This window comes from Ruminococcus sp. NATIVEDY160 (genome assembly GCF_045819885.1).
Lineage (GTDB): Bacteria > Bacillota > Clostridia > Oscillospirales > Acutalibacteraceae > Ruminococcoides.
In genome coordinates this window covers 1,036,101-1,050,132 of sequence record NZ_CP162391.1, presented here as the reverse complement: position 1 = coordinate 1,050,132, position 14,032 = coordinate 1,036,101, and the positions used below count along the sequence as shown (strand labels likewise).

Annotated in this window: 10 protein-coding genes and 6 tRNA genes; 6 read left to right on the top strand and 10 right to left on the bottom strand. The window is 43.2% G+C overall.

The annotated features are described in order from the left end of the window. Window positions 1–8: 8 nt before the first annotated feature. Window positions 9–935: a SufB/SufD family protein gene (locus AB1I49_RS05140; protein ID WP_316609686.1), complete on the top strand. Its 927-nt coding sequence runs from the start codon at window positions 9–11 to the stop codon at window positions 933–935. A 36-nt stretch (window positions 936–971) separates the two neighbouring features. Here the strand turns inward: AB1I49_RS05140 and AB1I49_RS05135 are convergent, their stop codons facing one another. After that, a complete protein-coding gene (locus AB1I49_RS05135) occupies window positions 972–1,430 on the bottom strand; it encodes a TspO/MBR family protein (RefSeq protein WP_316609687.1) in 459 nt (152 codons plus the stop codon). Between the two features lie 144 nt (window positions 1,431–1,574). Between AB1I49_RS05135 and AB1I49_RS05130 the strand changes: the two genes are divergently transcribed. Beyond that, window positions 1,575–1,648, top strand: a tRNA-Gly gene (locus AB1I49_RS05130). A gap of 81 nt (window positions 1,649–1,729) precedes the next feature. On the opposite strand, the gene AB1I49_RS05125 is transcribed toward AB1I49_RS05130, so the two are convergent. From AB1I49_RS05125 to AB1I49_RS05100, 6 genes are all read right to left on the bottom strand, one after another. Next, window positions 1,730–2,467, bottom strand: coding sequence for a DUF4368 domain-containing protein (locus tag AB1I49_RS05125; RefSeq protein ID WP_407721557.1), 738 nt, complete (start codon window positions 2,465–2,467; stop codon window positions 1,730–1,732). 482 nt (window positions 2,468–2,949) lie between these two features. Continuing rightward, on the bottom strand, window positions 2,950–3,222 hold the full coding sequence (locus AB1I49_RS05120) for a DUF6809 family protein (protein WP_407721556.1): 273 nt from the start codon (window positions 3,220–3,222) through the stop codon (window positions 2,950–2,952). A gap of 103 nt (window positions 3,223–3,325) precedes the next feature. Next, on the bottom strand, window positions 3,326–4,000 hold the full coding sequence (locus AB1I49_RS05115) for a dockerin type I domain-containing protein (RefSeq protein ID WP_407721555.1): 675 nt from the start codon (window positions 3,998–4,000) through the stop codon (window positions 3,326–3,328). Then, window positions 3,997–8,964, bottom strand: coding sequence for a leucine-rich repeat protein (locus AB1I49_RS05110; protein WP_407721554.1), 4,968 nt, complete (start codon window positions 8,962–8,964; stop codon window positions 3,997–3,999). Before AB1I49_RS05110 ends, AB1I49_RS05115 begins: the two co-directional genes overlap by 4 nt. A 469-nt stretch (window positions 8,965–9,433) precedes the next feature. Continuing rightward, window positions 9,434–9,518 (bottom strand) — tRNA-Tyr (locus AB1I49_RS05105). A gap of 13 nt (window positions 9,519–9,531) precedes the next feature. Next, window positions 9,532–9,607: transfer RNA gene (locus AB1I49_RS05100), tRNA-Thr, on the bottom strand. Window positions 9,608–9,784: 177 nt separating this feature from the next. On the opposite strand from AB1I49_RS05100, the gene AB1I49_RS05095 reads away from it, so the two are divergent. The 3 genes from AB1I49_RS05095 (at window position 9,785) to AB1I49_RS05085 (ending at window position 10,067) form a co-directional block, all read left to right on the top strand. Next, window positions 9,785–9,861: transfer RNA gene (locus AB1I49_RS05095), tRNA-Met, on the top strand. Between the two features lie 2 nt (window positions 9,862–9,863). Continuing rightward, a tRNA-Glu gene (locus AB1I49_RS05090) sits at window positions 9,864–9,938 on the top strand. 42 nt (window positions 9,939–9,980) lie between these two features. Further along, window positions 9,981–10,067: transfer RNA gene (locus AB1I49_RS05085), tRNA-Leu, on the top strand. Window positions 10,068–10,171: 104 nt separating this feature from the next. Here the strand turns inward: AB1I49_RS05085 and AB1I49_RS05080 are convergent. Next, a complete protein-coding gene (locus AB1I49_RS05080) occupies window positions 10,172–10,414 on the bottom strand; it encodes a DUF4368 domain-containing protein (protein WP_407721553.1) in 243 nt (80 codons plus the stop codon). Between the two features lie 194 nt (window positions 10,415–10,608). Between AB1I49_RS05080 and pyrB the strand changes: the two genes are divergently transcribed. After that, window positions 10,609–11,676: an aspartate carbamoyltransferase gene (gene pyrB, locus AB1I49_RS05075; protein ID WP_407721552.1), complete on the top strand. Its 1,068-nt coding sequence runs from the start codon at window positions 10,609–10,611 to the stop codon at window positions 11,674–11,676. 945 nt (window positions 11,677–12,621) lie between these two features. On the opposite strand, the gene AB1I49_RS05070 is transcribed toward pyrB, so the two are convergent. Next, window positions 12,622–12,876, bottom strand: a complete 255-nt coding sequence (locus AB1I49_RS05070) for a helix-turn-helix domain-containing protein (protein ID WP_316618010.1) — start codon at window positions 12,874–12,876, stop codon at window positions 12,622–12,624. 702 nt (window positions 12,877–13,578) lie between these two features. After that, on the bottom strand, window positions 13,579–14,031 hold the full coding sequence (gene rpiB, locus AB1I49_RS05065) for a ribose 5-phosphate isomerase B (protein WP_316610463.1): 453 nt from the start codon (window positions 14,029–14,031) through the stop codon (window positions 13,579–13,581). Window position 14,032 lies beyond the last annotated feature (1 nt).

The window sequence follows — 14,032 nt, the reverse complement described above, 5'->3', positions numbered from 1 at the left end:
GTTATGGAATGTTAGGCTTAGACGATATTTCAAAAATGATTCTAAACGAGGTCGCCGACATCACTGACGAACCTCAGGGTGCGTATAACTTCCGCGTCAACAGCGGTCTCGCAGGCAGAAACACAACCGAAAACATCAACATTGTTTCAAAGAAAAACGGTTCGGGTATCGACATTTTCATCAAACCCGACACCAAGGGTGAAAACGTGCACATTCCCGTCGTTATCAGCGAGAGCGGCGTTAAGGAGAAGGTATACAACGACTTTTTCATCGGCGACAACTGCGATGTAACCATCGTAGCGGGCTGCGGCATCGACAACTGCGGCGCGCACGATTCTCAGCACGACGGCATTCACCGCTTTTATGTCGGCAAGAACTCGCGCATTAAGTACGTAGAGAAGCACTACGGCTCCGGAAACGGCGAAGGCAAGCGCATTCTCAACCCCGTCACCGAGGTATACATGGAGGAAAACGGAGTGATGGAAATGGAGATGGAGCAGATCAAGGGCGTTGACTCCACAGACCGCATGACGATTGCCGAACTCAAAGCAGGCGCCAAGCTGCTTATAAAGGAGCGTCTGATGACTCACGGCAGCCAGACCGCTGTCAGCGGCTACAAGGTTTCTCTAAACGGTGAAGGCTCTACAGCCGACGTTGTTTCGCGCTCGGTCGCAAGAGATACCTCTGAGCAAACCTTTAACGCCTGTATCGCCGGCAACGCTCCTTGCAGCGGCCACACAGAATGCGACTCGATCATTATGGACAGCGGCAAAATACTCGCTATCCCCTCTCTTGAGGCAAACAACGTGGACGCTATGCTCGTTCACGAGGCGGCTATCGGCAAAATCGCGGGCGACCAGCTGATCAAGCTGATGACCCTCGGTCTGACTGAAGCGGAAGCCGAACAGCAGATTATCAACGGATTTTTGAGCTGATACATCAACGGCGGCAGATAAACTGCCGCCTGTTTTTTATTTATTCAGAAGATACACGCCGAGATTAAGGTAGGTCGCAAAAATCACCCACACGGCATATGGTATTTGAAGCAGACCTGCGGTTCTGTCCTTCGAGTAGAATTTGAACACCATGACGAGCACCAATACGTCAAGAAGGATAATCCAGAAGAACGCGAAAAGACGCCATTTGAGCAAAAAGAACGCAATCGGCCACAGCAGGTTCACACCGAGCTGCAGATAATAGATAAGCGAATCCGAAGACTCCGGTCTGCCTGTCTGTCTTATCATTCCATAGGACACGCCCATGAGTATATAAAGGATAGTCCAGACAATCGGGAAAAGAATCCCGGGCGGTGACAGCGGCGGATGATTGAGTGTATCATAATCCATAGAACTCATTGTGAGGAATCCGACCGCCGCTCCAAGAAGCAGCGGCACCGCGATCGCTGAAGCATAATTTCGCAGCTTTGACATATTATCTCTCCGTTTTCTAAATGTATTTACTATTAGTATATTAAACGGAAAGGCGGAATATTCAAAACAGATTACAGGATTTTTTACACAGATAATCTTGACAACGAAATAAAAGAATGCTATAATACATATTGTTGCAGATATGCGGATGTAGTTTAGTGGTAGAACTTCAGCCTTCCAAGCTGATCGTGAGGGTTCGATTCCCTTCATCCGCTCCAGATAAAAACGGAAGTACTTTAGGCTGATTCCGAAAAGGATGTTTTCAGTTTAAGGCGGTGCCCTATGCGTAGGCGGACAGTTCAGGCTGTCCGCCTTTCGTCATGCGTTTTTTCTTCTGCTTGGTTGATTTCCCCCGGCAGAGCGAATGTTCCGATGTAGCGGAAATAGATATCGATTTGCTGCGGAGAGGTCTGGCTGTGCTTTTTCTCACGCTCGTGAACAACGATCTTGCTGATGAAGGTTCTCAGTACCTCCGGCGTCAGTTCCTGAACACATACATATTTCCTGACGATGTCAAGGAACTTTTGAACATTGGTACATTCATTTTTGAGTGTATCAATTTCTTTTTGCAAGTCAGGAATAGTCGCTTCAAGCTCCTTCTGCTCATCATTGTAATCAGCGGATAACATTCTGTACTGTTCGTCGTTGATACGCCCGAGGACGTTATCCTCATACAATCGCTTGAACAGCGATTTCAATTCAACAATACGCATTTCTGCTTTTGACAGCTCCGCAGTTTTGGCGTTCAACTCTTTTCTGTACTGTGAGGAAGTCTTTTTGCTTATGTAATCGGTAAACTCCTTCGTATTGTTCCTCGCGTAGTAGAGCGCCTTGTTGATTTCTTCACGCACAATTTCGTCGAGCACAACCTCTCTGATTGAGTGCGGTGTGCATTTTTCTTCACCGACGTGCTTGTGATAGTTTCCGCAGATAAAGCTGTAGCTCTCACGCTTGACCGTTCTTCCCCGATAGAGATAATGTTTTCTGCCGCAGTCGGCGCAGTAGATGAGTCCGCTGTATTTATTGATTTCACCCATCCATAACAGTTGGTTTATCGATCGGTATGTCAAAGGAAAAACGAAACCCGCCTATCTCAAGCATAAGGACGGATTCCGTTTCAAGATTGATTGTATTATTGAAAACAACGGCAAAACGCTGGTTTGTGTATTTCCGCATTCTTTCGATGAAAAGATCACCAAGGAACAGTTGGAGCATTACATCAACGTCAGCAGCAACTATGGGAGCCTATGCAGCGAGGTCTCCCTTGTGGTGTTTAGTGTGAACCGATTCAGTGATTGGTGTGTTCATCAGGCTTCGGTTTACGACCAGCTGTTCTGCGTACCGTTAGAGAGATTGAAATATTAGATAACACAGCGCATAGATTAGCGTTATGCCAATCTATGCGCTGCTTTTTGCGCCCCACAAACCGCGACAAATCGGCTGTGTGGGCTTTGTTCGATGAGGTCGGGTACTTCCCCGATTTTTTTGTTTTGCGCGAAACAGGGCGAAACAGGGCGCGTCAGATTTTGCCGTAGTTAAGTGCCTCAACCGCGATTTTGATGCCGAGAGAAAACCCCCGGATAAACACGTCGCGTTCTCCGAGGGTCAATAGCTCAAGGTAGTTGTCTTTGAATTTTTGAAATGTTTCTTTCTGTTGTTCCGTCAGTGTCGCTGTCAGCGCTTCATCGTGACGGACAACGAGCCTGTTTGCGGTATCGTACTCACTGCCTTTGATAATCGGGATTTCATGCGGAATGATATTCCCGTAGTAGAAATCTTCCAGAGTGGTCATTGTGCTCACCTCGCTTTCCCAGCAAGACACAATATCACATGGGTTTATAAAAGTCCAGAAAAAAAGAACCGGTCCGGCAAATAACCGAACCGATTCAATTGTTTTATCCTAAGTGGTCAATAAGCTGCGCGAGGTATTTTTGAATATGCGTCGCGTCGGATATATTTACCACACCGTCTCCGTCCGCGTCGGCAGCCTTAAGCCTGTCGCCGCTCAGCGTCAGAAGCTGCGCAAGGTGCTTTTGAACTTCGGTCGCATCGCTGATATTTACGGAGCCGTCGCCGTTGGTATCTCCTATCTTTGCGTCGCCTGCCAATACCCAACCGTTCTTTATGCTGAAAGTTTGGTTTTGCAAAGCATTATTGAATACATTTTCCGGATTATAGCTGATATTCACTCTTGAAAGCAACGCGTTGCCTTTTATGCGGAAATACAGCTTTGCCAGAGTGCCGCTGTCTGTTTTGTTCTGAGAATCAGACGAAAACCAGGAAATCCTCAATGGATTGGTTTTTGTGTTACCGGTGGATATGTCGTCGCTGAACAAACTGCAGCCTTTAACTTCCGTTAATTCCAAATCTTCTGTCGGATAGTCAACATCAATACTCAGCGCAGTTATTCCGGGGTTATTCAGAAGGTCGAGACTAACCTCTACGATTTCGCCGGGATTCCCGCGAACTATGTTTGTCTGAAAAATCGGTTTATCCGCCGCGTTTGAAGATATTACAGAGCAGATAAACAGCATAATTGCGGAGAGAAGCACCGCCGTTACTTTTTTCATTTCAGCACGACCTCCCATCCATTGATGTAGCGTTGGAGGAGCACCAAGTCCTTCATGTTGATTTCGCCGTCATCATTTACATCGGCGGCAGACTCAACGATCTGAACGTCCCAACGGTTAATCAGCTGCTGAATCAATACAAGATCTTTCATATTGATGTTGCCGTCGCGGTTTACATCGCCGGGCGTTGGCTTCAGTACAGAGACAGTGCTATTTTCAATATCAAGCGGAACGTTGACAAAGGCGCTGTCAAAAACATTTTCTGCATTATATGTAACAGTGATCGGATAGTCGGCAAGCGGAACATCAATTCCGACGTCAAATGTCAGAATGGCAAACAAACCCGTATTGTCAATATCAGTGCTCGTCGGTGAAGCCCACGAAATGGTGAAGGGGTTATAGTTCATCGGTGAGCTGCTTGGCTGATTCGGGAACAATCCCATATATTGAACATCCTTCAAAATGAATCTATTCGGGAAATTGACGTTAATACTGAGCGCTGTGATTCCGGGGTTTTCATCAAGGTAAAGCTTCACCGTAACCTCGTCGCCTGCTCGTACCGTTTCATTGGAGATGGTCAGCTTTCCTTTCTTTTCTTTGCACGGAACGGATTCGGTGAGGGTATCTCCGCACAGCGAACAGGTGTATTTGATTTCTCCGGGTTCGGTATATGTCGGCTCTTTTGTGACTGTGCCGTCATCCCACTGATGCTCCAACATGGGGATTACTTCTGTTTTCTTTTCTTGGCATTTGGAACAGGAGTATGTCATTTCTCCGTCGTGGTGGCAGTCGGCAGCTTTGGTAACGGTTCCGTTGCCCCAATCATGACCCGTTGCAGGAATGATTTCCTGTGCCTTGATGATTTCACCGCATACCGAGCAGTGTGAGCCTTCGGTCAATCCTGATTCAGTGCAGGTCGCGGGTTTCGCCTTGTCAATCACTTCTGTGTGTCCTGTTGCGGGAATGACGCTCTGTGCCTTGATAACCTCGCCGCAGACAGAGCAGTGTGAGCCATCTGTCAAGCCGGTTTCAGTACACGTCGGAGCTTTGCCTTTATCAATTACTTCTGTGTGTCCTGTTGCGGGAATGACGCTCTGTGCCTTGATAACCTCGCCGCAGACAGAGCAGTGTGAGCCATCTGTCAAGCCGGTTTCAGTACACGTCGGAGCTTTGCCTTTATCAATTACTTCTGTGTGTCCTGTTGCGGGAATGACGCTCTGTGCCTTGATAACCTCACCGCATACCGAGCAGTGAGAACCCTTAGTCAAGCCGGTTTCGGTACAGGTCGCAGGCTTTGCTTTGTCAATCACTTCTGTGTGACCTGTCGCGGGAATTATTTCCTGTGCCTTTATGATTTCACCGCAGACGGAACAATGAGAACCTTCGGTCAAACCGGTTTCGGTACAGGTGGGAGCTTTGGCTTTGTCAATCACCATAGTATGTCCTGTCGCGGGAACTATTTCCTGTGCCTTGATAACCTCACTGCAGACAGAGCAGTGAGAGCCCTCGGTTAATCCTGTTTCGGTACAGGTTGCAGACTTTGCTTTGTCAACCGCAGGAGTATGTCCTGTCGCGGGAACTATTTCCTGTGCCTTGATGATTTCACCACAGACAGAGCAGTGAGAGCCTTCGGTCAAGCCGGTTTTGGTACATGTCGGGGCTTTTGCTTTGTCAATTACTTCTGTATGTCCTATCGCCGGAATAATTTCCTGTGCCTTGATAACCTCACCGCAGACAGAGCAGTGAGAGCCTTCGGTCAAACCTGTTTCGGTGCAGGTGGGAGCTTTGCCTTTGTCAATTACTTCTGTATGTCCTGTCGCGGGAATTATTTCCTGTGCCTTTATGATTTCATCACAGATAGAGCAGTGAGAGCCTTCGGTCAAGCCTGTTTCAGTACACGTCGGAGCTGTGCCTTTATCAATTACTTCTGTATGTCCTGTCGCGGGAATTATTTCCTGCGCTTTTATAATCTCACCGCAGACAGAGCAGTGCGACCCTTCAGTCAATCCCGTTTTGGTACAGGTCGCGGGCTTTGCTTTGTCGATTACTACAGTGTGCCCTGTTGCGTCAATTTCTTCTGTTCTCGTTTTTTTGCAAACAGAGCAAGTGTAGGTTCTAATTCCTATATCCGTACAGGAAGGAGCCTTTGTAACCTTACCTTCGTCCCAAATATGTGAACCAAAGTCAGTTTTATCGCTGCAAACCTTACAAACTCTCCAATGAGAGTTTTCGTCCGAGGTATATTCAGTAGAGTAATTATGCTCAATTGTTCTCTTATACCCGCAAATATTGCAGATTTCATCACAAGCATTATCGAATTTATGATCAGCTTTGTCTGAAATAGCTGTTCCGCAAAGCGTACAAGTATGCCAATGACTATTGGAATCTTTAGTCCAATAACCGTTAAAGTGATGATTAAGTTTGTCTGGCTCGGGAGTAGGAATCGCAACTTTATTTAAATCGTAGAAGGTGGTGTTTGAAGTGCCGTCAAATTCATAGTGCGCCGGATATCCGGCTACAGTACAGGATTGTGTCGCAGGATGATAAACGAGGAAGTGTGGAGTTATACGGTAATCATCATTACCGTTTGTAAAAGCATACACTTCATTCCATTCCTGTTCGGTACCAACGTAGTATACATCATTGAGGTTGGGACATCTGTACCAGTACCACTTTCCGTCAACATTTTCAAGTGAAGCAGGAAGCGTTATTTCTGTTAATGATTCACAATTGTTGAAAGCGTTCGGTTGAAGTCTCAGCAAGGTGTTTGGCAAGTTGACGGATTCGACATTACGCATATACTCAAAGGAATACGACGGTATTTCATTTATGCCATTTTCAATAATAATCGTTTTTATATTGCTTACATATGTATATCCGCCACCATAATTATATACCATCCACGGCAGGTCACTTCCAGATGTATATTCAAACAATTTACCTGTACCGCTTATAGTTAGTGTTTCATTTGACTGATCATAATGCCAGTAAGCGTTATAGCCTATTATACCGGAGGTCATTTTTATATAATTGAATTGTCCACCAAATCTACTGTCTTGAGAAGGTGAATAATTGTCAAAATAATAAACATTGGCTGTTACACCAGAAAATGCGTTGTTCGAAATAGTACCTGAGAGCGGGCTTCCGTTGTCCACCATATAAATCGAAACGAGCTTTGTGCAATATGCAAAGGCGTTATTGCCAATAGTCGCATAGCAATATAGACCAAGTGTATTCAAATTTTCACAACAGTAAAACGCATATTCACCGATATTTACATTTGAATATGGAATAATGATTTTAGTTAACGAAGTACAGCAGGAAAATGCATTTTTTCCAATATTGGCACAGGTACTGTTTTTTGAAGATAATTCTATACTTTTAAGCGATATACACCCTGAAAATGCATAATCACCAATATCGTATACTTCTGGCATAATTACTGTTTCAAGTGCTTCACAACCGGCAAAAGCATTTGCGCCAACGGAATATACCATTCCCTCAACAATAACCGTTTTTATTGACTCTCTGAAAGAAAACCAAGGAGCTTTTCCATAAGTATAACTATCTATACTATCATAATAATTACTCGTATTACTTATTGAAAGAGTTCCGGAGACATTATCAAATGTCCACATGCACCTACTACCGGTTTTTCCCGATTGTGAGAACAACGCTACAAAATCCACACCGTTATTATTTGCAAAAGTCTCCGCTGTGGAGCCTTCTTCGCCGTATACCGTCGTATTTGTATTAACCGAATAAGCACCGCCGGCGTATTCTTCATGATTATCAATAATAGTACAATGAGGATTCCTGATTATCAGTTTTTCAAGCTTATCTGTGCGGTTGAAAGCAAATAACCCGATATAGTTAACGCTGAAAGGAATATCCAGCTCAGTCAGCAAATCGCAACCGTCAAACGCACTTTTTCCGATATATTCTATTCCGTCGGGTAATTCAATCGACGGCAAAGCGTGCAGATCATCAAAGGCTAAATCGCAGATGATTCTCATGCTGTCCGGCAGACTGACAGAAACAATATTGTCGTTACAAGCAAACGCATAGTCGGCAATAATTTCTGTTCCTTCTTTTATTTTCAGGTTTGAAATAGTGTTTCTTCCACATAGCGCAGCTGAATCTAAGTACAAAACATCGTTCTGCCAGTTGGCATCATCATAGTAGTATGCTGTTTCTCTGAGTATATCTTGACCTATATATTTCAAAGAGGAGGCATCAATGTTTATGTCTGTTAAATTACTACACCCATCAAAAGCAACGTTATCGATATAAGTAACGGAGTCTGGGATCGTTATTGATTCCAATCCTGTACATCCACAAAAAGCGCGCAAACCGATATATTTTACTGAATCCGGTATTATGACATCAGTTATCCCGTCACATCCATGCCATGAACTGCGCGAAGAAAAACAAAATGGAGCGATTGAGGTTGTTCCATCCTTAATAGTAAACACTCCGGAATAATCAAGTGAAACGCCATACAGAAGATTCCCAATATACAAAGCGCCGTCACCCCAGTTCTCTGCGTTGTTCGTCAACTCGGTGTTAGCAAATACGCAATCGCCAACATATTCTATGTTCTTTGACATAACAACAGACTCTAGAGTTTCTCGGTCGGCAAAGGCATTATACTCAATTCTTGTTACAGTATCCGGAATCACAACGCTTCTAACATTTTCATACTGAGTATCACCCAGAAAGTGTGCGCCGATAGCGGTAACGGGGTGTCCATCAATATATGAGGGAATAACTAAATCTGTTATACTGTAATCTTCTACCCACGTTACGGTCAGTTCACCAGTTTCGTTGTCGATGATATAATCAAATCCATCTTCCGTTACACCGGTCGTGTAGTCTGTGATTGCATTAACCGGTATGAATGACAGATTAATACAGCTAAATACAAATAAAGCTGCCAAAAATACCGATATTACTTTTTTCATAGAGCTCCCTCCTAAAACAAAAAGTGCGTACAACCGAAGCTGCACGCACGAAAAACGCACTGCTCCGTATATTGCTGCGACACAATTTCAATACACGCTTTTACACAAAGACAAGTATGACTACAGAGCGTGCATTTTTACCAAAGAAAAACGGTAAAAACACACACTTAGTCTTTGTGTAATCAATGAAATTATGTCGCACCTATATTATACCATATTTAAAAGGTGTCATGCAATCCAAAAATTCATATTGTCTTTTAGTACATTTGCACATAGAAAAACACCGCACAGAATAATTTACTCTGTACGGTGTCCTGTTTTAGGCTCCCAATCGGCTGCTTCTCTTGTGATTTCAAATCATCCTTATTAGTATCAGCCTTTTGTACTTCCGTTTTTGTTTTCCATGAAAACAGACTCTGTTTTGGCTTGCATAATCAAAAAGGAACATCAACTGATGTTCCTTTTCTGATGGTGGGAGAAGGTGGATTCGAACCACCGAAGCATGACGCAACAGATTTACAGTCTGCCCCCTTTGGCCACTCGGGAATTCTCCCATATTAAATTGATTGGAGCTGGTGGACGGACTTGAACCCCCGACCTGCTGATTACAAATCAGCTGCTCTACCAACTGAGCTACACCAGCGTGTTCATTGTTTTCTCAAGTGCTCTAATAATATAACACAAAATGACCCGTTTGTCAACCCCTTTTTTAATTAATTCCAAGATATTTTGACAATAATATTTTTCAGGAATTTTCAAAATCCTATTGACAAAAAGATAAATATATCGTATAATAATAAGGCTGAATTTCAGCAGAGATGGCGGAATAGCTCAGTTGGCTAGAGCATTCGGTTCATACCCGAAGTGTCGTAGGTTCGAGTCCTATTTCCGCTACCAACGGCCCGGTGGTCAAGCGGTTAAGACACCGCCCTTTCACGGCGGTAACACGAGTTCGATTCTCGTCCGGGTCACCATTGCGCCCCTTACGTTTGTGAGGGGCGTAATTCATATCCTTCGCCGGTGTGGTGGAATAGGCAGACACAAGGGACTTAAAATCCCTCGGAGTAAAATCCGTACCGGTTCGAGTCCGGTCACCGGCACCAGTATGAGTGTTCATAACGGATTTAAGTTATGGACACTCATTCTTTTATTCAATTCCTTCTGATTTGTATGTAGTGAGCAGGTTTTGCGCCTGCTCACTTTTCTCTTATGCGGACTTTGCTGTGGGGATATACTCCACATCTACGCCCTTTCGGGTATTGGCTTTGTAGTTGTTTCCGTCGGTTTCTGGTAACTCCAAGAAGCCTACGAAGCGGTAATAGATAACTATACGCTGGGTGTAGTTCTTTTTGCCGCCTTTCTTTTCGTACACGTCGATATGGTCGATCAGTTCTCGGAGCATTGGTGCGGTGAGAGTTTCCATCTCCATATTTTTTAACGAGTTTCTCAATCTATTCATTACTTTTAGCTGTTTCGACACTGTATTTATTATTTATTTGTATTTATTTTTTACAAAACAGTCGTAACTTTTTATTAATTTAAGGCATTATCTAAAAAATACAACTCATATTATTCTTTTAAATGTTTCATTTTCCGGATTAATGTGCTACAATATTCCTTAGAATACGGAAGGGTTGTGAGAAAATGACCAACAAAAACCTGATTGACCTTGAGGCTATGTCGGTAAAGCAAATCGATAAGCTCGTCAAAAAGGCAAAGAAAATTATGCAGAGTCCTGCGGACTACCGCCATGCCTGCGACGGAAAAATACTGGCTACACTGTTCTATGAGCCAAGCACACGCACTCAGATGTCTTTTCAGACCGCAATGCTCAAGCTCGGCGGAAGAACTATCGGCTTTGACAATCCGATGAACTCCTCTGTTGCAAAGGGCGAAAATCTAAAGGATACAATCGCCGTCATAAGCGGTTACTCAGACATCATCGCCATCAGGCATCCGACAGAAGGTACGGCAATGGCAGCCTCGCTTTACTCTGAGGTTCCGGTTATCAACTGCGGCGACGGCGGTCACCTCCACCCCACTCAGACTCTGACCGACATTGTTACGCTCAGCTGTGAGAAAGGCAGACTGGATCACCTCAAAATAGGCGTGTGCGGCGATTTACTCAACGGTCGGACAGTGCATTCTCTGATAAAGGCGCTTTCAAAGTATGAGGGCAATTCATTTGTACTGATTTCGACTCCCGAGCTGAGCGTGCCGATATATATTATTGATATACTCGAAAAGAACCACTGCAGATACGAGATCTCAAACAGTCTGGCAGAAGCTGTCAAAGACCTTGATATGCTGTATATGACGAGGATTCAGAGAGAAAGATTTGGAAGCGAGGAGGATTATCAGGCGCAGAAGGACGTCTTCGTTCTTGATAAGGAAAAGCTTTCAAACGCGCGCGAGGATATGATTATCCTTCACCCGCTGCCAAGGGTCAACGAGATTACCGTTGAAATCGACGACGATCCGAGAGCACTGTATTTCAAACAGGCTCAGTACGGAATGTTCGGAAGAATGGCGCTGATTCTTCTGCTGCTCCAGGACGAGGACTTTGTTCTCAACGAAAGGGATACATTTGTCTCCGAACACCACTGCAAAAACGCAAGGTGCATTACTCAGAGCGAGGATTATCTCCCCCGACGCAGCTATGAAAAACTCGGAATGCAGATGTGTGACTTCTGTGATAAAAGAATGGACTAAAACAAAAACGGGGTCGGTAATACCGATTCCGTAACTGCATTACGCAAAACGAAAAGCGGTGACAACGCGTCACCGCTTAATCATTTCAAATTAATTCCTTACCCTGCAGGGTTTGGTAAAAGAGGCTTAACTGTTCTTTGGACTCATCTCCGTAAATAAATTCACCGAATTCAAGATAAGTATTACATTGGACCTTTCTCCGTTCGTAGAATAGCCGTTCAAAATTTACCTAGCGCATGGGATTAATCTCCAATTCTGAAATTTATATCCGACAGCTAATGCTGCAAAAATCAAATTCTCATCGGTCTGTCCTCAGAAAACAAAAGAATTAATTATCAAACCAGTTTATTTTATATTAAATTGTAAGAAGTCCGTTTTCATCCCAATTTTCATTGAGTAAAGAATGCTTCCTTTATCCGAGGCTGCTGTGACGAAATATATGAAATGAAAGTTAAATTAGATGATGAACAAGCATCTTGGCAGCTAACGGTTCAAGTCGTAATCCGAAAATGTAATTTTTTGTTTCATAAACAATTAAATGATTCGCTGACCGACTCCGATAAAGTATTCAAGCTTAGTCCCGACGAAATCGGGATTCATACATTGGGGGGCAAACTCCGAATGTAGGTCATGATACGATAGTTGTAAGGAATCTTAGCTTTCATATTAAGACCTCCTTTTGTCTTTTCTTTGTCTATATTATACAGCATAGTTTTAACATTGTCAAGTGTTTTAATAAAAATCTTTTAAATTTTATTTTTAAAAATACTCTTGCACTTGATTTTCAAATGTGTTATAATAAAAAAGGTGAGTTGTAAAAATTCGCTGCAAATACCCGAGAGATCGGGTTTTTAATTTTTTAAACTATTCCTTCCCTATGCGGATATAATGCTATCTGCAAAGAAAAAAGAGCGTGCCATGCACGCTCACAGAACTCTTTACCTTTTAGGACTTGGTTTCTCTGCCGAGCAGGTAATCCACCGATACCTCAAGAATGTCGGCAAGAGCCACCAGCTCAACATCTGTTACAAATCGAATCTGACCCTCGAGCTTTGAAAGTCCGGAAGCGTTCATATCTACGCCGTTGACCTGAAGCTGCGCGAGCAATTCCTTTTGCTTCATACCCTTCTGCTTTCTGACAAGCTCCACGCGGTTGCCTACCAGATTACGGTCTCCAAGTTCCTGCTTACGAAGTCTCATTTTTTACTCTCTCCAAATCGTTTTAATTCTTTTTGAAAATTCTCCAAAAACATTATGTACCTATTATAATACTTTATTAGAAAAAAAACAAGCCCTTTTTGTAAATAAATTTAAAAAAATGAAATTTTTTGTGTTTTTCAGTTACAATTCGTTTAACTGTTGTTGATTATTAATAATTTATCTATATAGTTAGATAATGCAGTTGTATTATATTACAGTTTATTTTGCTGATGCGGAAAGATGTCAATAGTGTTAAGAACTTATAGTACGAGTGTTAATTCGTGTTAATGATGTGAATAAGTCGTTTTTTGCCGATTTTACTACAAGTTATTACAGAATAATTACAGCACAACATTGTAAACGATCAAATGAATATACCAAACAAAAAGCACTATGGGCTCACAAAATGAATCCACAGTGCTTTTATCTTCTTCAATTATTTCTTACAAATACGAGAAATCAAATAATAATCGGCGATCCTGCATCAGAGGCAGGATTGTCCTTCGAATATGTAATAACGTCAACATCATTTAAAAATACAATATCAACAACAGGGGTATTATATGTTTCTTTCATATTCAATCTCCTTATTGAAAAAATACCTTTCATTAAGATATTATGATAACACTTATTTGAAGTATTATCAAGCAGTATTCTGCACAATATTATATATGAAAGATTAGTTGTTTTAACTATTATTTATCAGTCAAACGATGTTCTGCCGTTATCCAACTCTGTCAGCATAGCAACTCTCTTGTCGTGTCTGCCGCCCTCTTCCGGGGTATTAAGGAATATATCAGTATATCTGAGAGCGTCCTCTACACTCGTTACTCTGCCGCCCATACAAAGGATATTTGCATGGTTATGACGGCGTGTCATCTCGGCGCCAAAGTCGTTGCTTACAACCGCTGCGCGAACGCCCTTGATCTTGTTCGCCGCCATGGAAATACCGATTCCCGTTCCACAGCAAAGAATACCAAGCTCGCACTCGCCGCCGACAACCGCGTTTGCTACCTTGCAGGCGTAAACGGGATAATCAACGCTGTCCTCACTGTAAGTGCCGAAATCCTTGTAAGCAATGCCCTGTTCGTCAAAGTGTTTTTTTATGGCGGATATCAGGTTAAAGCCGCCGTGATCGCATCCAAGCGCTATCATG